We start from the raw sequence: 21,547 nt of genomic DNA on the forward strand, positions 1-21,547 counted from the left end.
AGACACACCCGACACCACCACAACCACAGGTCGCAGATCGCTCCGGAGCAACTTTCCAAACTTACCGGCTGCATTCCAGTCTGTCAAACCGGGATCCGCGGCCATCATAGCTGTAAAGCATAACGGCCGGGGTTTTCGGTCTGACTCCGTGGAGCAGCGCGGAAATAAACTGTACCACCACTTGGCCGGGAAGACCACCCGGCCCGGTTACGGTCATCCAACGCTCCCCCGGTTGGACCCAAAAGGCCCGGAATCACGGGGATCCCGGGCCTTCGAGGTGTTCCGCAGAAAAGCGGTGCCGGTTGCAGAGATGTCAGCCTGCGGCCGGAGCACCCACGGTGAAGTACGCGGCACCCAGCGGCGGCAACGTGACGGTCAGCGTTGCCGGCTGCCCGTCCTGGCCTTCATCGGTGGCAACCAGCGGGCCATCGTTCAGGACGCCCGATCCGCCATAGGTGGCATGGTCGGTATTGAGCACCTCGTTCCACGCCCCGGCAACGGGAACCCCCAGGGTGTAGCCCACATGGGGAGCCCCGGAGAAGTTGATGGCGCAAACCACTGCGTTGCCGTTCGTGTCCCACCGGATGAAGGACAGGACGTTGCGGTCCGCGTCTCCCCCGTTGATCCACTGGAACCCGCCGGGTTCGTTGTCCCGTTCGTACAGTGCCGGGGTGGCAGCGTAGAGCTCGTTGAGGTCCTTGGTCAGCAGCTGCAGTCCCTTGTGGGCCGGGATATCGGCAAGCCACCAGTCCAGGCCGTGCTGCTCGGACCACTCGGCTTCCTGGCCGAACTCCGTGCCCATAAAGATGAGCTGCTTGCCCGGGTGTGCCCACTGGTAGGCGAAGAAGGCGCGCAGGTTGGCCAGCTGCTGCCAACGGTCACCCGGCATCTTCCGCAGCATCGAACCCTTGCCATGCACAACCTCGTCGTGGCTGATGGGCAGCAGGAAGTTCTCGGTGAACGCGTACACCAGCGAGAACGTGACGGTCCCGTGGTGCCACTTGCGGTTGATCGGTTCCTCGGCGGCGTAGGACAGGGAATCGTGCATCCAGCCCATGTTCCATTTCAGGCCGAAGCCCAGCCCGCCGTGGCTGGTGGGCGCGGTGACGCCGGGGAACGCCGTGGATTCCTCGGCGATCATCACGGCACCGGGGTGCGTTTTGTAGACAGTGGCGTTCACTTCCTGCAGGAAGGACATGGCCTCCAGGTTCTCGCGCCCGCCGAACCGGTTGGGCTGCCACTGTCCTTCCTCGCGGGAGTAGTCCAGGTACAGCATCGAGGCGACCGCATCCACCCGCAGCCCATCGATGTGGAACTCCTCCAGCCAGTACAAGGCGTTCGCCACCAGGAAGTTCCGGACCTCGGAGCGGCCGAAGTCGAAGATCAGGGTGCCCCAGTCAGGGTGCTCGCCCAGGTTCGGGTCGGCGTGCTCGTAGAGCGGTTCGCCGTCAAACTTGGCCAGCGCCCAGGCATCCTTGGGGAAGTGGGCCGGCACCCAGTCCAGCAGCACGCCGATTCCCGCCTGGTGCAGCGCATCCACGAGGAAGCGGAACTCGTCGGGGTGCCCGAAGCGGGATGTCGGCGCGAAGTAGGAGGTGACCTGGTAGCCCCAGGAGCCACCGAACGGGTGTTCGGCCACGGGCATGAACTCGACGTGCGTAAACCCGAGCCACTTGACGTAGTCCACCAGTTCGGTGGCCAGTTCCTTGTAGCCCAGGCCCAGACGCCAGGAGCCGAGGTGGACCTCGTAGACGCTCATGGCTGAGTTGTGCGGGTCACGCTCGGCGCGGGCCGCCATCCATTCGGCGTCCTTGAAGGCGTAGGACGGCTCCACGACACGTGAAGCGGTCAGCGGCGGTACCTCGGTCCCGAAGGCCAGCGGATCGGCTTTTTCCACCCAGTAGCCGGCTTTGGTCCGGATCTCGAATTTATAGCACGCCCCTGCTACAACGCCGGGAACGAAGATTTCCCAGACCCCCGAAGAGCCCAGGGACCGGAGCGAGTTCTCGCGCCCGTCCCAGCCGTTGAAGTCACCCTTGATCCGCACGGCCTGGGCGTTGGGGGCCCACACGGCGAAGGACACGCCGTCCACGTCACCCAGCGATGACTTGTAGTGCTGGACGTGTGCCCCGAGCACCTCCCAGAGTTTTTCGTGCCGGCCTTCGCCGATCAGGTGCAGGTCCACTTCGCCCACAGTGGGAAGGTAGCGGTACGGCTCGTCGACCGTGACGGCGTCGGCTCCGGGGTAGGTCACGGAAAGCCGGTAGTCGGGCACATGGCCCTGCTGCAGCGGTTCCAGGACCGCCACCCAAACGCCGTGCGCCTCGTGCTCCATGGGTACTGACCCGGCGGACGTCACCACGGAGACGGCTTCCGCCAGATGCTTGACGGTACGGACTGTCACGTGGCCGTAGTCGTCAAGGTGCGCGCCGAGGACGGAGTGCGGGGCGTGGTGTTCGCCGTTCGCGATCCTGCCCAGCGTGTCGGCGTCCACCGGCAGCGGCGCCCCGGGGCGGTCGGTCTGTGCTGAGCCTGTCATTTCATTGCCTTCCGATGCTGCCCCGGCGAGGATGCCGGCGCCATTACTGCCCAGGAGCCGTCTGGAGGCGTTCACGGGGATCGCCAGCCAGTCCGGCCTGTTGCGCATTTCGTAAACCACTTCATAAAGCGCCTTGTCCAGCCACAATGCCACAAAGAGCGGCGATTCCCGGTCCACGGTGCCGGCCCTGACGCCGGCGTAGCCGGCCAGGAACGCGTCCGCGCAGTCATCCACCCAGGAATCGGGAACCTGCGCCCCGTCCTGTTCGCGCAGCGCGGCGCCCGCGGCGTAGTCGAAGGACCGGAGCATCCCCACCACGTCCCGCAGCGGAACGTCCGGGACATTTCGTTCGGCGATGGGCCGCAGGGGCTCACCCTCGAAGTCCAGGATGGCCCACCGTGAGGCGCCGGCGCTGCCGGGCACCTGCAGGATCTGGCCAAGGTGGAGGTCGCCGTGGATCCGCTGCAGCGGACCCGCGGCGACGCCGTCCAGCCCTGCCAGCAGGTCGTCGAGGGCGTCGTTGTAGGGCCCGACGGCGGGACCGGCTTCCGCCCAGGCCTCGCGGACGCGCTGTGCAACAGCGGGTCCGATCACGGTCCCGGACGAGGGTTCGGCAGAGGTACCCAGCGCTGCCGCGAGCCGGCGGTGGACGGTGGCAGTGGCCGCGCCAAGCGCGTGGGCTTCCGCGGTGAAGTCGGTACCGGACCGGGCGGCGTCAACTGCCAGCCGCCACGCGTCGCGGCCGCCTGCCAGGAATTCGTGGGCCACTGCCAGTTCGCCCTGCACTGTCCGGGTGCTTCTGCCGGACTGCCCGGCGCCGGCACCGTTGACCGGGCCCTGGGCGAGCCACTCCCCGCGGACCCAGCCCAACGTGGCCGGCACCTCGGTGGTGCCGCCGGCCGTCAGGGCGGAACCCACTTCCACCTCGGGGTTGGTGCCGTCGGAGAGTACCCGGAAGAATTTGACGATCGCTGCCGATTCGCCGTCGTCCACAATGACCGAACTGTTGGACTGCTCACCGGAGAGGACCTTGACCACGCCCCGGGCGGTGGGCAGGCGGTAGTCGCCGGCCACCTTGAAGCCGGTGGCCGTCCCGGTGGGCGCGGTGCCCTGGTGCCGGATGAGTTCCAGCCAGGCGGCCACGAAGTCGGGGTCATGGACGGCGTCGTAGACCCAGGTCCGGGACGGGTCGGTCCCGGCAGCCTGACCCACGAGGGCCCGCTCCATCCCGGCCGCGGGGGCGGGCCGGAAACTCAACGGAACCTGGACCACTGAGGTCCGGGGACCGCCGTCGGCCGTCCTGGTGGTGACGTTCAGGATGAAGACGGCGAGCCCGGCGTGCCCGGCGGGGTCCGCCAGGCCAAGGCTGCCCGCCTGGGACATCTCGAAGTCGTCGGTTTTCACGGGGAACCAGCGCTGCCTCGGAAGCCATTCCCGAAGCAGGGCAGTCAGGGCGGGGGTGAGGATGGGCTGGCTCATATCAGTTCTCGATCGAGAGGATCGGCAAGGCCTGCGTATACGGTGAGGCCGGATTTGACGACGCCGAGCGGATCCGCAGCCAGAAGAAATCGTGGCTGCCCAGCGTGAGCGTCAGCGTCCCGTCCTCGCTGATGCCCGGGAACGGCTGGCCGCCGAAAACGTCCCGCAGGCCCCGCCCCGCGTACTGCGGAATCCGCAGCTTGGCTGCCACCGGGTGCTGGGAAAGATTGAAGGCACACAGGATCGTCTCGCTGTCGGCCCCCGCCGAATTCCCCTCCGGGAGTTCACGCAGGTACGACAGGACGGCGTCGTGGTCGGCCTCGACGTGCTTGAAGCCGCCGAGTCCGAAGGCCGGGTGGTTGCGCCGGACGCTGAGGATCTGCCGGGTCCAGCGCAGCAGCGAACCCGAGTGGGCGGATTCCGCTTCCACGTTGGCCATGGCGTAGTTGTACACCAGCGACTGGATGGGCGGCAGGTACAGCTTGCCGGGGTCGGCACTGGAGAATCCCGCGTTGCGGTCGGGGTTCCACTGCATGGGCGTGCGCACGGCGTCGCGGTCGTCCAGCCAGATGTTGTCGCCCATGCCGATCTCGTCCCCGTAGTACAGGAACGGGCTGCCCGGCAGGGACAGCAGCAGCGCGTTGATCAGTTCAATCTCGGCGCGGGAGTTGTCCAGCAGCGGGGCCAGCCGGCGGCGGATGCCGATGTTGGCCCGCATCCGGGGATCCGGGGCGTACCAGCCCAGCATGGCGGCGCGCTCGTCCGGGGTCACCATCTCCAGGGTCAGCTCATCGTGGTTGCGCAGGAACGTACCCCATTGGGCCCCCTCGGGGATTTCCGGGGTGTCCTGCATGGTTTCGATGATGGGCGCGGCCTTCTGGTCGCGCAGCGCGTAGTACAGCCGCGGCATGATGGGGAAGTGGAAGGCCATGTGGCATTCCGGTTCCTCCTCGGTTCCGAAGTACTCCACCACCTCGTTGGGCGGCTGGTTCGCCTCGGCGATGATCACCCGGCCCGGGTAGCTTTCATCCACCATGGTGCGCAGTTTCCGGAGGAAGTCGTGCGTGGCAGGCAGGTTTTCGCAGTTGGTCCCCTCCTCTTCGAAGAGGTACGGAATGGCGTCGGCCCGGAAGCCGTCGATGCCCTGGTCCAGCCAGAAGCGCACCACGTCGAACAGGGCTTCGATGACCTTGGGGTTTTCGAAGTTCAGGTCCGGCTGGTGGCCGAAGAAACGGTGCCAGAAGAACTGCCGGCGGATCGGATCAAACGTCCAGTTCGATTCCTCAGTGTCCACGAAGATGATGCGGGCGTCCTCGTACTTTTCGTCCGTATCGCTCCACACGTAGAAGTCGCCGAACGGACCGTCAGGGTCCTTGCGGGATTCCTGGAACCAAGGGTGCTGGTCCGAGGTGTGGTTCAGGGGCAGGTCGATGATGACCCGCACGCCCCTGGCATGGGCCTCGGCGACCAGGCGCTTGAAGTCGCTGATGGTGCCGAACTCGTCCAGGACGGAGTTGTAGTCGGAAATGTCGTAGCCACCATCACGCAGCGGCGACTGGAAGAACGGCGGCAGCCAGAGGCAGTCCACCCCCAGCCACTGGAGGTAGTCGAGCCTGTCGATGAGGCCGGAGAAGTCACCGGACCCATCGCCGTTGGCATCCGCGAAGGCCCGGACGAGCACTTCGTAAAACACGGCCTTCCGGTACCACAGCGGGTCGTGCTGCAGGCCCGGAGCGTTCAGCTCAAAGCTGCTTTTGGGGGTGAAATGCTGGCTGGCACCCTGCGGATTGAAATTCACTGATGCATTCTCCTCACGCTCAGGATGTGGGCGGGTTCAAGGTGCGGGTCGCGGCGGACGTAGTTGTACTCGCCCCATTCCCAGCTTTCACCGGTGAGCAGGTCATCGACGTAGAAACCGCCGCCGGGGGTCAGGTCCTGCTGGTCCAGTTCCAGGGCGGCCAGGTCCAGCACCACCGTGCACTCGCGGGCGCCGTGCGGGTCCACGTTGGCCACCACGATGATGGTGTCCTTCGTTCCGTCCGGCAGGGTCTTGTGCTTGGAGTAGGCCACCGTGGCGTCGTCAGTGGTGTGGTGGACCGTCAGGTTCTGCAGGTCCTGCAGCGCCGGGTGGTTGTGCCGGAGGTGGTTGAGCCGGGTGATGAACGGCGCCAGGGTGCGGCCGGACGCGGCAGCACCCTCCCAGTCGCGGGCCTTGTACTCAAACTTTTCGTTGTCGATGTATTCCTCGGCACCGGGCCGGGCAACGTGCTCGTAGAGTTCGTAGCCGGCGTACACACCCCACAGCGGGCTGGCCGTGGCGGCGAGGACCGCGCGGATCTTGAACGCTGCCGGGCCGCCGAACTGCAGGTATTCGGTGAGGATGTCCGGGGTGTTCACAAAGAAGTTGGGCCGGAAGAAAGCCGCGGATTCGTGGCTGACCTCTGCAAAGTACTTCTCGATCTCCGCCTTGGTGTTTCGCCACGTGAAGTAGGTGTAGGACTGCTGGAACCCGGCCCGGCCCAGCGCGTGCATCATGGCGGGGCGGGTGAAGGCCTCGGCGAGGAACACCACGCCGTCCACGTTCTTGTCCACTTCGGCGATCAGCCATTCCCAGAACCACACGGGTTTGGTATGCGGATTATCGACCCGGAAGATCTTTACGCCATGGCTGACCCACAGGAGGACAATCCGGAGAATTTCGCGGGAAAGTCCTTCCGGATCATTATCGAAATTCAGCGGGTAAATGTCCTGGTATTTTTTCGGCGGGTTTTCCGCGTAGGCAATGCTGCCGTCCACGCGGGTGGTGAACCACTCCGGGTTTGACGCCACCCAGGGGTGGTCAGGGGCGGCCTGCAACGCCAGGTCCAGGGCTACATCCAGGCCCAATTCGGTGGCCCGCGCCACAAAGGCGTCAAAGTCCTCAAAGGTGCCCAGGTCGGGGTGGATGGCGTCGTGGCCGCCTTCAGCCGCGCCGATGGCCCAAGGCGAGCCGGGGTCGTTGGGGCCGGCAATGAGGGTGTTGTTGGGGCCCTTGCGGTGCTGTACGCCGATCGGGTGGATGGGCGGCATGTACAGGACGTCGAAGCCCATGGCCGCCACGGCGTCGAGGCGCTTCGCGGCCGTGCGGAAGTTTCCCGAGGTCCAGGCGCCGGTGGTGTGGTCCTTAACGGCGCCTTCGGAACGGGGGAAGAACTCGTACCAGGCCCCGCGGCCGGCACGTTCGCGCTCCACGAGCAGCGGGTAGCGGCGCGAAACAGTGACAAGTTCGCGGATGGGCTGGCGGGCCACAACGTCCGTGACGTCGGCGGCGAATCCGGCGCCCAAACGTTCCTCGGTGCTGCGACCGGTGTCGGCCAGGGCCTGCGCGGCCCGGCCCAGGACGTCCCTGTCGTTTCCGTCGCGGGACTCGTCGTTCGCGGCTTCGCCCAGCAGCGCCGCACCTTCGGCAAGCATCAGCTCAACGTCCACGCCAGCGGCGATCTTCACCTCCGCGTTGTGGTGCCACGTGCCGTAGCGGTCATGCCAGGCTTCAATACTGAACGTCCAGTTGCCGGGTTCCGACGGCGTGAGGATGCCTTCCCAGCGGTCGGTACCCATGCCGCGTTCCCCGCGGGGCGGGGCCAGGCGGACGCGCTGGCGCTCGGCGCCTGCGGCGTCGTGCAGGACGGCGCTGACGCCCAGCTGGTCGTGGCCTTCGCGGAATGAGGTGGCGCCCACCACGATTCCTTCTCCCGGCACGGCCTTGGCCGGGAACGCCCCGTCTTCGATGACCGGCTGTACGGCGGTGATCGGAAAACGTCCGAAGCGCAGGCCCTCAGTGATGCTGCCCGTTGGTTTCGTCGTGGATGCGGCTGTGTTTCCTGGGTTAGTCGTCACAGGCTCGACGTTAGCGAGAAAAGCCGGAATTTGCTAAGCCTGCGCACCTTTTGCGCCGTGGCGCGCGTCATTCCTGTCATTTACCCAAAAGAAACCCTGTGCTTGTTCCAGCCGCCGAAGTTGTCCGTTAGTGTGACGCAGGTGAAGGCAATCCGCAGGTTTACGGTCCGTACAGTCCTCCCCGAGCCCATCCGTCCGCTGTCGCGGCTGGCCAGCAATCTGCGCTGGTCCTGGCACCGCCCCACCAGGGAACTTTTCGCCGCCCTGAACCCCAGGATCTGGGCGGAAAGCGGGCAGGACCCTGTTAGCTTCCTGGGCCTGGTCAGCCGGGAGGAGTTCCAACAACTCGCAGCCGACCAGTCGGTGGTGGACCGGATCAGTGCCGCCGCGGCGGATCTTGACCGGTACCTGGACGAGCCCCGCTGGTACCAGGGCCTCGGGCCGGAAGCGCCCGCGGCGATCGCCTACTTCTCGCCGGAGTTCGGCATTACCGAGGTCCTGCCGCAGTACTCGGGCGGCCTGGGCATCCTGGCCGGGGACCACCTGAAGGCCGCCTCGGACCTCGGCGTACCGCTGATCGGCGTCGGCCTGCTCTACCAGGCCGGCTATTTCAAGCAGTCCCTGTCACGTGATGCGTGGCAACAGGAGACGTACCCCGTACTGGACCCGGACGGGCTGCCGCTGACGCTGCTCCGGGAACCCTCGGCGGACGGCAACGGCCGGCCCCTGCAGGTGTCGCTGCCCCTGCCCAACGGCCGCCGGCTGCTGGCACACATCTGGCGGGCCGACGTCGGCCGCGTTCCCCTGCTGCTCCTGGACTCCAACGTGCCGGGCAACGACGACGCCGCCCGCGGCATCACCGACCGCCTGTACGGCGGCGGCGGGGACCACCGGCTGCAGCAGGAACTGCTGCTGGGCATGGGCGGGGTGAAGGCGCTGCGCGCCTTCCAGCAGCTGACCGGCACCCCTGCACCGGAGGTCTTCCACACCAACGAAGGCCATGCCGGGTTCCTGGGCATCGAACGCATCCAGGAGCTGATGGCCGGTGAGCAGGCGCTGACCTTCGACGAGGCACTCGCCGCTGGCCGGGCCTCCACGGTGTTCACCACGCACACACCGGTTCCCGCCGGCATCGACCGGTTCGAGATCGCCCAGATCAACCACTTCTTCCAGGCGGGGCTGGCCCCCGAGGTTCCTGTTGACCGGATCCTGGAACTGGGCCGGGAGAATTACGCCGATGGGAACCCGTCAGTGTTCAACATGGCCGTGATGGGCCTGCGGCTGGCGCAGCGGGCCAACGGCGTGGCCAAGCTCCACGGCGAGGTGTCCCGCGGTATGTTCTCGGCCCTCTGGCCGGGCTTTGACCACTCCGAGGTGCCCATCACGTCCGTGACCAACGGCGTGCACGTGCCCACGTGGGTGGACAGCCGGATCTCCAAGCTGGCCCGCGACCAGTTCGGCAGCGAAGCGGAGGCCAACGGCCGCTGGGACCTCGCCTACAACGTCAGCGACGCCGATGTGTGGGCGCTGCGCCGGGAAATGCGCTCGGCGCTGGTGGATGATGTCCGCCGCCGGCTCCGGGCCGCGTGGAAGAAGCGCGGCGCCGCCGACGCGGAGCTGGGCTGGACCGAGAAGGTCCTCGACCCGGATGTGCTGACCATCGGGTTCGCCCGCCGCGTGCCCACCTACAAGCGGCTCACGCTGATGCTCCGTGAACCCGACCGCCTGAAGGCACTGCTCCTGCACAAGGACCATCCCATCCAGCTGGTCATTGCGGGCAAGTCGCACCCGGCGGACGACGCCGGCAAAAAGATGATCCAGGACCTGGTCCGGTTCACCGATGATCCCGAGGTCCGGCACCGGATCGCGTTCCTGCCCAACTACGACATCGCCATGGCCCGGACGTTGTTCCCGGGCTGCGACGTGTGGCTCAACAACCCGCTCCGCCCGCTGGAGGCCTGCGGCACGTCAGGCATGAAGGCGGCACTGAACGGTTCGCTGAACCTGTCCGTCCTGGACGGCTGGTGGGATGAAATGTACGACGGCGAAAACGGCTGGGCGATTCCCACCGCCAACAATGGGGCCTCACCGGAGGAACGCGACGATATCGAGGCGGCCGCGCTGTACGAACTGCTCGAAACGCAGGTGGCGCCGAGGTTCTACGGCAACACCGTTTCCGAGGCTGCAGGCGCGGCAGGACCGTCGACGTCGGCCGCTGAGAAGGTGCCAACGCACTGGGTGTCGATGATCAAGCACACCCTGTCGCACCTGGGCCCCGCTGTGTCCGCCGAGCGGATGCTCCGCGACTACGTCAACATCCTGTACCGCCCGGCGGCGGAAGCCGGCCGGACCGCCGTCGCGAATTCCTTCTCCCAGGCCCGCACCCTGGCAGCCTGGACCGCGGGGGTGCGTGCGGCTTGGCCGCACGTGAGTGTGGAGCACGTGGACTCCGTGAACGTCTCGGAGGATCCGCAGATCGGCGACACACTCCAGGTCAACGCGTACGTGGCGCTGCAGGCCCTCACCCCGGAGGATGTCTGCGTTGAAGTGGCCTACGGCCGGGCCGAGGAAAGCGACAGCCTCACGGACATCACGCTGATGGAACTGAAGGCGCAGGAGGACCTGGGTGGCGGCCGCCACCTGTTCAGCGGTTCCCTGGTGATCGACAGGTCCGGCTCCTTCGGCTACACGGTCCGGGTCCTCCCCCGCCACGACGCGCTGGCATCCAAGGCTGAGCTCGGGCTGATCGTCAACGCCTGACAGGACAAAAAGCCGGGTCCGGCAGGGATGAAAAGGCTGCCGGACCCGGCTTTTTGCGTATCGGCGCGCTCAGCTCAGAGCAGGACTGCCGTCACCGAAAGGTCAGCTCCCGCGTAACGCTCGGCGTCCTGGAGGACCTCGCAGATAATTCCGAAGGAACGGTCACTGCGGAACGGTCCCGCCACCTGCCACAGGACCGTCACGGGCGGGTTGCCGTTGTCAGCGATGCTGTCCGCGAAGTCGTGCAGGGAGTCGTTGAGCGCGTCAAGGTCCGCGTCGGATTCGGCCGGGAAGCTGAGGACCTCCCCGAAGGTCTCCAGGACCGCCCGTTTGCTGTCGGCGGCCGGAACCAGGAGGCTGCGGCGGCCCTGATCGGACACCTGCTCCTGCAGTTCGGCAAGGGTCCAGGTGTCGCCTGAGTAAATCTTCATGGGGGTGCTGTGCTGCCTTCCGACAGGGTTGGGCCGAAGCCTAGGTGCGGTAGATGCTGATGGAGTTTGCCTCCACCAGGTCCTTTTCGCCGGACGCCACCCTGCCGCCCTTGCGCAGTTCGTGCAGGGGCGAGGTGGTGACCCGGAGTTCGAACATTCGGGGAGCAGCGCTGCCGGCGATCGCCGGCAGGGTGATCTGGACGTCCGAGGTGCTGCCGTTGACCACCACCAGCCCGGCCAGGGTGCCGTCGTCGGAGCCCAGCAGGAGCTGGACCACGCGGTGCTGCGGATTGTTCCAGGCGTCCATGCTCATGGGCTGGCCGCTCTGGTCGAACCAGTAAAGGTAGGACTGTTCATCCCGGACGGGGAAGTCGTGCCGTTGGGCGGCCAAAAATTCCTTGCGCAGCCGGATGTACCGCGTGGTGCTGCGCAGCATCTCCTCCGACTCCGGCGTGCGGGTCCAGTCCAGCCAGGCGATGGCATTGTCCTGGCAGTAGGCGTTGTTGTTGCCCTGCTGGGTGCGGGCCAGTTCGTCGCCGGCGGTGATCATGGGCACGCCGAGGGAGACCAGCAGCGAGGCCATCAGGTTCCGGCGGGACTGGGCCCGTTTGGCCAGGATGGCCCCGTTTTCGGTGGGGCCCTCCACACCGTGGTTGTAGCTGCGGTTGTCGCCGTGGCCGTCGCGGTTCTGCTCACCGTTGGCTTCGTTGTGTTTCCGGTCGAAGGACACCAGGTCGTGGAGGGTGAACCCATCGTGGGCGGTGACCAGGTTGACCGAGGCGAGCCGGGACCTGCCCGAGCCTTCAAACAGTGCTGCCGAGCCGGAGAGGGCATCGGCGAGCCGGGCCACGGAACCGCCCTGGCCGCCGGCGTCGATGGCGGCGCGGTCCGCGAGCCAGAAGGACCGGACGGAGTCCCGGAAGTGGTCGTTCCAGTCCACCCAGCCGGCAGGGAACCGGCCGGTCTGCCAGCCGCCGTAGCCCACGTCCCAGGGTTCGGCGATGAGCTTCACGTCCGACAGGACAGGATCGGCGGCGATGGCCACCAGGAACGGGTGCCGCGGGTCGAATTCGTTGGCGGCATTGCGGCACAGCGTCACGGCCAGGTCGAACCGGAACCCGTCAATGTGGAACTCGTCCACCCAGTAGCGCAGGGAATCCAGGACCATCTGGACCACGCGGGGTTCACCGAAGTTCAGGCTGTTGCCGCAGCCCGTGGTGTCCAGGTACCGGCCGTTCCCGTCGGTGCGGTAATACCTGTCTTCACCGAGGCCACGGAAGCTGAGGGTCTGCCCGTCCGGGCCGCCTTCGGCCGTGTGGTTGTAGACGACGTCCAGGATGACTTCCAGGCCGGCCGCGTGCAGGAGCTTCACCATGCCCTTGAACTCGTCCTGGACGGCTTGGGGCCCGGCGTCCTGCGCGGCCCGCGTGGCGTAGCCGGGGTGGGGCGCGAAGAACGCTGCAGTGTTGTAGCCCCAGTAATTGGTCAAGGCAAGGTCCTGCAGGTGCGGTTCGTCCAGATGGAAGTGCACCGGCAGCAGCTGCACCGACGTGATGCCCAGTCCCTGGAGGTGCGCTATCACGGCAGGGTGGGCCATGCCGGCGTACGTCCCGCGCAGTTCCTCCGGCACGTCGGGGTGGAGCATGCTCTGCCCGCGGACGTGGGCCTCGTAGATGATGGTGTTGCGCCACTGCAGGCCCAGGCGGGCGTCGGAGCCCCAGTCGAAGGCCGATGCCATCCGGACGCTGGTGAGGAACCCGTCGCGCTGGTCAATGGCGCGGCCGTAGGGATCAAGCAGCAGCGGCTGGCCGCCGGCGTCATCCACATCCCGGGTGGGCACCGCGAGCGGCAGGGACTGCTCGGGCGACGCCGGCCGGAAACCGTACCGGGATCCAACAGGCAGGTCCGCCACGATGCCGTGGTGGACGCCGTGGGTGACGTTGGGCAGCGCCTGCACCCGCCAGTCCCCGCCCGGGGCGATGTAGACGATTTCCAGGCTGGGGACGCCCGGAGCGTAGCAGGCAACGTTGGCCCGGGCCGTCCCGTGGTGCCCGGCGCCGCTGGTTTCCGGACGCGGCACGCTGACACCCAGCGGCACCGCCGTGGAGGTGTCCGTGGTGGAAGCGGTGTCGAAGAGCGGCATGACCATCACCTAAAATTTTAGCCGCCAGCGGCACATAAGACTGACCGGCCGCCGATATGACGGCCGGGTAACAGCTACGGAACGGGCGTCCGCTACTTCGTGGCGCGCTGGCGCGAGACTTCGTACAGGGAAATGCCCACGGCCATGGAGGCGTTCAGGGATTCCATGGCCGAATCGATCGGGATGGAGACGATCTGGTCGCAGTTCTCGCGGACCAGGCGGCTGAGGCCCTTGCCCTCGGAGCCCACCACGATGCACACGGGTTCGGTGGCGAGGGTGAGGTCCGGCAGCGACACGTCGCCGTCGCCGTCGAGGCCCAGCACAAAAATGCCCATGCCTTTGAACTGCTTGAGCGCGCTGTTCAGGTTGGCGGCACGGGCCACCGGGACCCGCACGGCTGCGCCGGCGCTGGTCTTCCAGGCCGAGGCAGTGACGCCCACGGAGCGGCGCTCCGGGACAATGACGCCGTGACCGCTGAAGGCGGAAACAGAGCGGATGATGGCACCTAGGTTGCGGGGATCGGTGATGCCGTCCAAGGCAACAAAGAGCGGCGCGTTGGCAACGTGCCCCTTCTTCCACTTGTCCACGGTTTCCTCGGCGAGGTCGTAGGCGTCCTGGTACTCGTACGGCGGGATCTGCAGGACCAGGCCCTGGTGCACGGCGTCGTCGGTCATCCGGTCCAGCTCGGGCTTGCCGGTTTCCAGCAGCGGGATGCCGCGTTCGGCGGCGAGCTTCAGGGATTCCTTGACCCGGTCATCCATTTCGATGCGGATCGCGATGTGCAGCGCCTTCGCGGGGATGCCGGCACGCAATGCCTCCACCACGGAGTTGCGGCCGGTCACCACTTCTTCGGTGGCGCGGCCCTTGGGTCCGGTCCTGCTGGCGCCGGCGCTGCGGGCACCCGTGCCGCGCTTGGCGGCGGAACGCTCGGACAGCTGCTTGGACTTGTGGGCCTTGTGGTACGGGCGGTCCTCGGCTTTGGGGGTGGGACCCTTGCCTTCGAGAGCCTTGCGGCCATGTCCACCGGTTCCGATGGTTGGGCCCTTCTTTGCCTTAATAGACCGGCGACCGTTGTTGGCCATTGTGTTCCACCCTTGATTGTGTTGACTGAGTCTGCCTACCAGTCTACGGACAGCAGAAAAATCGGCTCAATCGGGGCGGATCCGAGGGCTCAGCCGCGTTTCAGGCTCCAGGTGGCGCCGTCCGGGCCGTCCGCCACCACCACTCCCGCCGCGGCAAGGGTGTCCCGGATGGCGTCCGAGGCTGCCCAGTCCTTGTCTGCCCGTGCTTTGGTCCGGGCGGCGAGCTGGGCCTGGACCAGGACGGCGAGGGCGTCGGTTTCGCGCCCATCCCCCGCCGGGCCGGAAGCAACATCGTTCAGGCCCAGGACCCGGAGCATGTCGTGGACCTGGTGCAGGGCTCCTCGGGCCTCCTCCAGCCGGCCTTCGGTGAGCGCTGTGTTGCCCAGCCGGACCGTCTCGTGGAGCACCGCCAGTGCCGCCGGCACGTTCAGGTCATCGTCCATGGCGTTGCCGAAGGCTTCGGGAACGGTTCCGTAGGTGGCGAAACTGTAGGTCCCGCCGTCGGCCAGGGCCTGGACCGCCCGGCCCATAAAGCCTTCAATGCGTTCGACGGCAGCGGCGGCCTCCTGCAGCGACGTGGGCCGGTAGTCCAGGATGGACCGGTAATGGGCCTGGCCCAGGTAATAGCGGACCACGCGGGCGGGGGCCAGTTCCAGCATCTCCGCCGGGCTGACGGTGTTTCCGATGGACTTGGACATTTTTTCGCCCTGGTAGGTGACCATGCCGTTGTGCATCCAGAAGTTGGCGAAGCCGTGGCCCGCCGCCTGCGACTGGGCCATTTCGTTCTCATGGTGCGGGAAGCGGAGGTCCAGCCCGCCGCCGTGGATGTCAAACTCGGTGCCCAGGTATTTAGTGACCATGGCGGAGCATTCCAGGTGCCAGCCCGGCCGGCCGGTCCCCCAGGGGGATGCCCAGCCGGCGGACGCGGGTTCGCCTGCCTTGGCGCCCTTCCAGAGGGCGAAGTCGCGGGGGTCCTTTTTGCCGCGGGGGTCGGCGTCCGGCGCGGCCTGCATGTCATCGATGTTTTGGCGGGTCAGGGACCCGTACCGGGCCCAGGACCGGACGTCGAAGTACACGTCCCCGGAGTCGTCCACAGCAGGGTACGCGTGGCCGCGGTCGATCAGGTCCTGGATCAGGGCGTGCATTTCCGGGATGTGCCCGGTGGCCCGCGGTTCATAGGTGGGCCGGCCGACGCCCAGGGCGTCGTAGGCCTTCAGGAATTCCTGCTCGTAGCGGTACGCCAGCGCCCACCACTCTTCGGCCACAATTTCACCGGGGCCGCCGCTGAACTCCGGACTGAAGGACTGGGCGGACTTAGCCAGGATCTTGTCGTCGATGTCCGTGACGTTACGGACCACCGTGACCCGGTGTCCGCGATGGGTGAGCCAGCGTGTCAGCTGGTCGAAGGCGATGGCGGAGCGGATGTGCCCCACGTGCGGCATCCCCTGCACCGTGGCCCCGCAGTAGTAGAGGCTGGCCGTGCCCGCGACGAGGGGAACGAAGTCGCGGACTTCGGCGGAGGCAGTGTCATAGAAGCGCAGGGTCACCGGTCCAGATTAGCCGATGGGGCCGGTTGCCCGGGGATAGACCAGGGCGGTGGCCATGGCGGAGATGCCTTCGCCGCGGCCGGGGAATCCCAGCCCGTCGCTGGTGGTGGCCGTGACGCTGACGGGCGCCCCCGCTGCATCGCTGAGGACGGTCTGGGCTTCCTCGCGGCGCGGGCCGAACTTTGGCCTGTTCGCCACGAACTGGACGGCGACGTTACCGATCTCAAAACCGGCGGCGCGGACGATCCGCGCCGCTTCTGCGAGGAGGGTCACACCGGAGGCGCCGGCGAATTCGGGCCGGTCCGTCCCGAAGTGTGTGCCCAGGTCGCCGATGCCGGCGGCGGAGAACAGCGCATCCGCCGCGGCGTGGGCCACGGGGTCGCCGTCCGAATGGCCCGCGAGGCCGCGTTCGCCCGGCCACAGGAGTCCGCCGAGCCAGAGGGGACGGGCAGGTTCGCCAGGGTCGTAAGCGTGGACGTCGATGCCGATGCCGGTCCGGGGAATGATCATTGCGGGCTGGTCCACGGTCATCCCTCCACCCAACGGGCGCCGAGCGGGCCTTCCAGGAGGCCTTCGGCGAGGATCAGGTCCAGCGGTGTGGTGATCTTCAGGGACTGGGTGGAACCCCGGACCGCGTAAACGGGAGTCCCCAGCATTTCCACCAGCATGGCGTCGTCCGTCACGGCAGCCGCCGATGCCGGGTCGAGCGCCGCTGCCGCGGCATGCGCCTCCAACAGGGTTGCCAGCCGGAAGCCCTGCGGGGTCTGGACGGCGCGGAGTTCCTCGCGGGGCGCCGTCCCGGTCACGAGTTCGGGGGCGATGGCGGCGTCCCCGCCGTCCGTGGCCACCACGGTCTTAACCGTATCCACCACGGCGACGGCGGGAATCACCGCTTCCGCCCCCGCGTCCAGCGCGTCGGCCACGCGGTGGAAAACGGCTTCGGGGGTGAGGGCGCGGGCGGCATCGTGCACCAGGACCGCCTCCACGCCTTCCATCAGGGCAGCGAGGCCGGCCCGGACCGAGCCGGCGCGGGTAGCGCCGCCGTCCACCACTGTCAGGAGGGGTCCGCCGTCGGCCAGTTCGTCCCGGAACGCATCGCACTGGGCGCGGAGCCCGTCGTCGCCGGCCGGCAGGGCCACGCAGATCTGCACGCCGACGCCGGCGGCAACAATGCCCCGCAAGGCATGGATCAGGATGGTGTCGCCGCCCAGGGGCACTGCCGCCTTGGGCATGCCGTAGCCGAGCCGTTGCCCTGATCCTGCTGCCACCAGGATCACCGCGGTGACCGGGCGGGTGGATGAATTCCTCATGCGGACCAGCCTACGTCCAGGAAGCCTTGCCCGGCCAAGCCCCCAGCCGGCCCTGTTTTTGGGCAAAAAGAAGCCCGGCGGCACTCCAGGTGCCACCGGGGTTCGATTCTTAGGAAGCCAGGACCTCGTCGAGAACGCTTGCTGCCTTCTCTTCGTCGGTCTTTTCTGCCAGCGCCAGTTCTGAGATCAGAATCTGCCGGGCTTTGGCCAGCATGCGCTTCTCGCCTGCGGAAAGGCCCCGGTCGTGATCGCGGCGCCACAGGTCGCGGACGACCTCTGCCACTTTGATGACGTCACCGGAGGCAAGCTTCTCGAGGTTTGCCTTGTACCTGCGCGACCAGTTGGTGGGTTCCTCGGTGAACTCGGCACGGAGGACGTCGAAGACATGCTCCAGGCCTTCCTTGCCCACCACGTCCCGGACCCCAACAAGGTCTACGTTTTCTGCTGGAACTTCAATGGTCAGATCACCCTGGGCCACCTTGAGCTTGAGATACATTTTCTCTTCGCCCTTGATGGTGCGCATCTTGATTTCTTCAATTTTCGCAGCACCGTGGTGAGGGTAAACTACTGTCTCGCCAACCTCAAATACCATGTGGACATTTCCCCTTTCCCGGCACCCAGTTTATCACGATTAAGGCATATGACCGGCCGCGGAACGGCCCCGCAACCGCAGAAATACGCGGAAAATGGGCCCAATCAGCCCGTCGGAACCCCTTGACGAAAGCGGATAATAGTGCATCTGGCCGGGGCTGCCAAGGGTGTTGCGCAGGTCTTCGAATCCGCGTTTGAGCCCCTTTGCGGATAGGCTAAGGGCTGAATAATGTTTCAAGACTCTCGAGGAGTACTGACGTGCGTTTCACTGCGATGAACCGGGCCGGGCGCGGCAAAATGGCACTGACGGCTGCCGCCCTGTGCGCGGGCCTGCTGACGGTATCGGGCTGCGGATACATCACGCCGCAGCAGACCAAGGAGCAGTACGCTGCCTCGGACGGCATCGTCGCCGACCTGGGCCCGCTGCAGCTGCGGAACTTCCTGGTCGTTTCCGCTGGCGAGGATCAGCCGGGCCGAGTGCTGGGCGCCGTCTACAACTCCTCCTCGCAGGATGTGACGCTGACCGTCAACGGCTCCGAAGGCTCGCAGACCGAGGTCCCCGTCAAGGCCAACTCGTACACGCTGCTGAACAACAGCACCGACGAGGCCATCCTCAGCACCACCGGCGGCATTCCCGGGTCACTGGTGGACCTGAAAATCAGTGAGAGCGGCACCAACGTCAACGAAACCGTCAAGGTTCCGGTGCTGGACAGCTCCATCGCCGAGTACAAGGACTACGTCCCGGCAGGCACCACCGCCGAACCCACGGACACCGCGTCGCCCACGCCGTCCGCCTCCGAAGAAGCTGCCCACTAAGGCGGCCACCGCAGCGCAACACAAAAGGGAGGGGCCAGCTGGCCCCTCCCTTTTGTGTTGCCGCGCCGCGGCGCGGTTTACGGTTCGAACTTGTAACCCAGCCCGCGGACGGTCACCAGGTACCGCGGCGCCGAGGGGTCAGGCTCGATTTTGCTGCGGAGCCGCTTGACGTGTACGTCGAGGGTTTTGGTGTCGCCCACATAGTCCGAGCCCCAGACGCGGTCGATCAACTGGCCCCGGGTCAGTACCCGGCCCGAGTTGCGGAGCAGCATTTCCAGCAGCTCGAATTCCTTGAGCGGCAACAGGACCTGGCCGCCGTCCACGCTGACCACGTGCCGTTCGATGTCCATTCGCACGGGACCGGCCTGGACCGTGGCGGAGATGAGCTCTTCCGGCTCCCCCTGGCGCCGCAGCACGGCCCGGACCCTGGCCACGAGTTCGCGGGACGAGTAGGGTTTGGTGACGTAGTCGTCAGCACCGAGTTCCAGGCCCACCACTTTGTCGATTTCGGAGTCCTTGGCGGTCAGCATGATCACCGGGACGCTGGAACGCTGGCGCAGCTGGCGGCACACCTCGGTGCCGGAGAGGCCCGGCAGCTGCAGGTCCAGGAGCACCAGGTCCGCCCCGTTGCGGTCGAACTCGGTGATGGCGTCCAGGCCGTTGTCCACAACCTCCACCTCGAATCCTTCCTTGCCCAGCAAATAGGACAGCGGATCGCTGAACGATTCCTCGTCCTCCACAATCAAAATCCTGCTCAAGCGCTAGCTCCTCGTTCTGTCGCGCCGGTGGCGCGGGGTACATGGGTGAGAGTAGGTTTGCGGGCGGTGGCCGGCGCACTGGCGGGCTCCGCCGCGTCGTCGTCCTGGCCTTCCATTTCCGGCAGCCGGAGGGTAAAGGTGGAACCCTGGCCGGGCTGGGACCACAGGGTGATTTCCCCGCCGTGGTTGGCAGCGACATGCTTGACGATGCTCAGGCCCAGGCCCGTGCCGCCGGTGTGCCGGGAACGCGCGGCGTCCACGCGGTAGAAACGCTCAAACACGCGCTCCTGGTCCTCGGGGCTCAGGCCCTCGCCCTGGTCGGTCACTGAGATGGCGACCAGGCCTTCCTTGGAGCGGACCCCGATCCCCACACGGGTGTTGGGTGGCGAGTAGCGGATGGCGTTGTCGATCAGGTTGCGCAGCGCGGTCACCAGGAGGTCCTGGTCGCCGAAGACCCTGCCTTCGGTCCGGCCGCCCACCACGATGCTGATGTTTTTGCTTTCGGCAGGAAGCTGCGAGCGGTCCACGGCTTCGGTGATGACGGCGTTGACGTCCACCGGTCCGCCCTGCTGGGTGACGCTGGCGCCCTGCAGCCGGGAAAGCTCGATGATGTCCTGCACCAGGGCCGCGAGCCGGCCGGACTCCTTGTGCATGCGCTTGGCGAACCGGCGGACGGCCAGCTCGTCATCCGCGGAGGATTCCAGGGCCTCGGCCAGCAGCGAGATGGCTCCGACGGGGGTTTTGAGTTCGTGGGACACGTTCGCCACGAAGTCGTTGCGGATTTCCTCGGTGCGGGTGATCTCGGTCCGGTCATCCGCGAGCAGGAGGATGAATTCCTCGCCGAGCATGGCCGCCCGGATCTGGACGATGATGGTGCCCTGGCCCAGCGGGCCGCGGGGCAGCTCCAGCTGCTTTTCCAGGATCACACCGTCGCGGCGGACCCCGGCTGTCATGTCCAGGAGTTCCTTGTGCACCACAGTGTGGCCGCGGACCAGCCCGTAAGCGTAGGCGGCGGGACTGGCGCGCACCACCCCGTCCACGGCGTCCACCACCACGAAGGCACGGCCGACGACGGCCAGCACCTCGGCGGCACCGGCCGGGAGTGCGATTTCGCCGGCGTCGACGTCCAGGATTTTGCGCTGCCGTTCGCTGACCCGGTACGCGAGCACGCCAAAGGTGCCAAGCGCCAGTCCGATCAGGCCGGCCAGCATACCGATGAGCATAGGATCCACAGCTCCACCTTATGCTCTGGCCGGGACCCCCACGGCGCGTCCGGGCGGCCTGCGCCGACGGTTCAACTAACGTTCACCTGCAGGGGCTCAACCGTTCACCGGCCACTGGCAGAGTAACGGGTTGGAGTGCCGAACGGCGACATGATTCCTGCTGCCCGCACGCGGGCGGGCGGGAGTTCCAAGGAAAGGACGCCCCGTGCGTAAGGTTTTTCAGGAAGAGCTCACCCAGGTAGGGGACCAGCTTGTGGAGATCTCCAGGCTGGTCAGCGAGGCGATGGACAAGGCCACCACGTCTTTCGAGGTGGCCGACGTGGACCTCGCCCAGGATGTTATTGCTGCTGACGCACGCATTGACTTCCTGCAGAACAGCCTCGACGAACGGGCCATCGACATCCTGGCCCTCCAGGGGCCCGTGGCCAGCGACCTCCGGATGATCGTGGGTTCCCTGCGGATGAGCGCCTCGCTCGAACGCATGGGTGACCTGGCCCGGCACATCGCCCAGCTGGCGCGCCTGCGGTTCCCGTCCACGGTGATCCCGGCAGCCATGACGGAAACCTTCAGCCGGATGGCGGAACTGGACCAGAACATCGCGGACAGCCTCACCAAGCTGCTCGAAACCCGCGACCTGGAAGTGGCCCGGGACATCCTGAAGGCCAACTCCGCCATCAACGACCTGCACTTGAGCGTGTTCAAGGCCATCGCGGCTCCGGAGTGGGCCGAATCGCCGGCAACCACGGTGGATGTGGCCCTGGCCAGCCGCTACTTCGAGCGCTTCGCCGACCACGGCGTTTCCGTGGCGCAGAAGGTCACCTACCTCGTCACGGGCGCCTGGCAGCCCAACGGCACCGACCACGGCTGAGGCTTTCCCACAAAATGGGCTGAACGGCAGCAGGACGACGGCGGGCCGGTGACCTTGGATTTCCAAGGTGGCGGTTTCTAGGGGTCGTTGCAACACCTGTTGGTTAGGTGGTTAGTAGTAAATC

General features: G+C 66.7%; 15 protein-coding genes. 3 read left to right on the plus strand and 12 right to left on the minus strand.

Features of this window, described 5'->3' with window-relative positions:
* Window positions 1–313 precede the first annotated feature (313 nt).
* From QRN07_RS19660 to QRN07_RS19670, 3 genes are read right to left on the minus strand one after another with little or no spacing between them, the layout of a single operon-like run.
* The gene (locus QRN07_RS19660; RefSeq protein WP_056600244.1) at window positions 314–4,018 is read right to left on the minus strand and encodes a 1,4-alpha-glucan branching enzyme; all 3,705 of its coding nucleotides are present in this window, start codon (window positions 4,016–4,018) and stop codon (window positions 314–316) included.
* Between the two features lies 1 nt (window position 4,019).
* Window positions 4,020–5,816 (minus strand): maltose alpha-D-glucosyltransferase, encoded by a 1,797-nt coding sequence (gene treS, locus QRN07_RS19665; RefSeq protein ID WP_050687538.1) that lies wholly within the window; start codon window positions 5,814–5,816, stop codon window positions 4,020–4,022.
* Entirely contained in the window at window positions 5,813–7,894 is a 2,082-nt protein-coding gene (locus QRN07_RS19670) for an alpha-1,4-glucan--maltose-1-phosphate maltosyltransferase (protein WP_285241977.1), read from the minus strand. Before QRN07_RS19670 ends, treS begins: the two co-directional genes overlap by 4 nt.
* A gap of 141 nt (window positions 7,895–8,035) precedes the next feature.
* Between QRN07_RS19670 and glgP the strand changes: the two genes are divergently transcribed.
* A complete protein-coding gene (gene glgP, locus QRN07_RS19675; protein WP_197273611.1) occupies window positions 8,036–10,654 on the plus strand; it encodes an alpha-glucan family phosphorylase in 2,619 nt (872 codons plus the stop codon).
* 74 nt (window positions 10,655–10,728) lie between these two features.
* Here the strand turns inward: glgP and QRN07_RS19680 are convergent, their stop codons facing one another.
* The 7 genes from QRN07_RS19680 to QRN07_RS19710 all read right to left on the minus strand — a co-directional run bounded on the left by QRN07_RS19680 (window position 10,729) and on the right by QRN07_RS19710 (window position 17,759).
* Complete coding sequence (locus QRN07_RS19680; protein ID WP_050687534.1) at window positions 10,729–11,085, minus strand: barstar family protein; 357 nt, start codon at window positions 11,083–11,085, stop codon at window positions 10,729–10,731.
* A 40-nt stretch (window positions 11,086–11,125) separates the two neighbouring features.
* On the minus strand, window positions 11,126–13,234 hold the full coding sequence (gene glgX / locus QRN07_RS19685) for a glycogen debranching protein GlgX (RefSeq protein ID WP_056600236.1): 2,109 nt from the start codon (window positions 13,232–13,234) through the stop codon (window positions 11,126–11,128).
* 86 nt (window positions 13,235–13,320) lie between these two features.
* Window positions 13,321–14,310 carry a 23S rRNA (guanosine(2251)-2'-O)-methyltransferase RlmB gene (rlmB, locus tag QRN07_RS19690; protein ID WP_050687530.1) on the minus strand — a complete coding sequence of 330 codons (990 nt, stop codon included), beginning with the start codon at window positions 14,308–14,310 and terminating at the stop codon, window positions 13,321–13,323.
* Between the two features lie 89 nt (window positions 14,311–14,399).
* On the minus strand, window positions 14,400–15,857 hold the full coding sequence (gene cysS, locus QRN07_RS19695) for a cysteine--tRNA ligase (RefSeq protein WP_285241978.1): 1,458 nt from the start codon (window positions 15,855–15,857) through the stop codon (window positions 14,400–14,402).
* A gap of 9 nt (window positions 15,858–15,866) precedes the next feature.
* On the minus strand, window positions 15,867–16,367 hold the full coding sequence (gene ispF / locus QRN07_RS19700) for a 2-C-methyl-D-erythritol 2,4-cyclodiphosphate synthase (protein WP_502934802.1): 501 nt from the start codon (window positions 16,365–16,367) through the stop codon (window positions 15,867–15,869).
* Between the two features lie 17 nt (window positions 16,368–16,384).
* Window positions 16,385–17,167 (minus strand): 2-C-methyl-D-erythritol 4-phosphate cytidylyltransferase, encoded by a 783-nt coding sequence (gene ispD / locus QRN07_RS19705; RefSeq protein ID WP_050687525.1) that lies wholly within the window; start codon window positions 17,165–17,167, stop codon window positions 16,385–16,387.
* 109 nt (window positions 17,168–17,276) lie between these two features.
* Window positions 17,277–17,759, minus strand: a complete 483-nt coding sequence (locus QRN07_RS19710) for a CarD family transcriptional regulator (protein ID WP_011690592.1) — start codon at window positions 17,757–17,759, stop codon at window positions 17,277–17,279.
* Window positions 17,760–18,016: 257 nt separating this feature from the next.
* On the opposite strand from QRN07_RS19710, the gene QRN07_RS19715 reads away from it, so the two are divergent.
* A complete protein-coding gene (locus tag QRN07_RS19715) occupies window positions 18,017–18,574 on the plus strand; it encodes a hypothetical protein (protein ID WP_432245616.1) in 558 nt (185 codons plus the stop codon).
* 77 nt (window positions 18,575–18,651) lie between these two features.
* Here QRN07_RS19715 and QRN07_RS19720 read toward each other — a convergent pair whose 3' ends face one another.
* Together QRN07_RS19720 and QRN07_RS19725 are read right to left on the minus strand one after the other, a co-directional pair.
* On the minus strand, window positions 18,652–19,332 hold the full coding sequence (locus QRN07_RS19720) for a response regulator (protein ID WP_050687521.1): 681 nt from the start codon (window positions 19,330–19,332) through the stop codon (window positions 18,652–18,654).
* Window positions 19,329–20,555: a sensor histidine kinase gene (locus QRN07_RS19725; protein ID WP_050687519.1), complete on the minus strand. Its 1,227-nt coding sequence runs from the start codon at window positions 20,553–20,555 to the stop codon at window positions 19,329–19,331. The genes QRN07_RS19720 and QRN07_RS19725 overlap by 4 nt, the downstream gene beginning before the upstream one ends.
* Window positions 20,556–20,760: 205 nt before the next feature.
* On the opposite strand from QRN07_RS19725, the gene phoU reads away from it, so the two are divergent.
* A complete protein-coding gene (phoU, locus tag QRN07_RS19730) occupies window positions 20,761–21,423 on the plus strand; it encodes a phosphate signaling complex protein PhoU (RefSeq protein ID WP_050687517.1) in 663 nt (220 codons plus the stop codon).
* Window positions 21,424–21,547 lie beyond the last annotated feature (124 nt).

Source organism: Pseudarthrobacter sp. MEB009 (assembly GCF_030208875.1).
Lineage (GTDB): Bacteria > Actinomycetota > Actinomycetes > Actinomycetales > Micrococcaceae > Arthrobacter.

Coding starts and splice junctions, on each gene's coding strand:
- QRN07_RS19660 (WP_056600244.1), bottom strand. CDS start 4,018: ATGAGCCAGCCCATCCTCACCCCCGCCCTGACTGCCCTGCTTCGGGAA.
- QRN07_RS19680 (WP_050687534.1), bottom strand. CDS start 11,085: ATGAAGATTTACTCAGGCGACACCTGGACCCTTGCCGAACTGCAGGAG.
- glgX (WP_056600236.1), bottom strand. CDS start 13,234: ATGGTCATGCCGCTCTTCGACACCGCTTCCACCACGGACACCTCCACG.
- rlmB (WP_050687530.1), bottom strand. CDS start 14,310: ATGGCCAACAACGGTCGCCGGTCTATTAAGGCAAAGAAGGGCCCAACC.
- ispF (WP_502934802.1), bottom strand. CDS start 16,367: ATGATCATTCCCCGGACCGGCATCGGCATCGACGTCCACGCTTACGAC.
- ispD (WP_050687525.1), bottom strand. CDS start 17,167: ATGAGGAATTCATCCACCCGCCCGGTCACCGCGGTGATCCTGGTGGCA.
- QRN07_RS19710 (WP_011690592.1), bottom strand. CDS start 17,759: ATGGTATTTGAGGTTGGCGAGACAGTAGTTTACCCTCACCACGGTGCT.
- QRN07_RS19725 (WP_050687519.1), bottom strand. CDS start 20,555: ATGCTCATCGGTATGCTGGCCGGCCTGATCGGACTGGCGCTTGGCACC.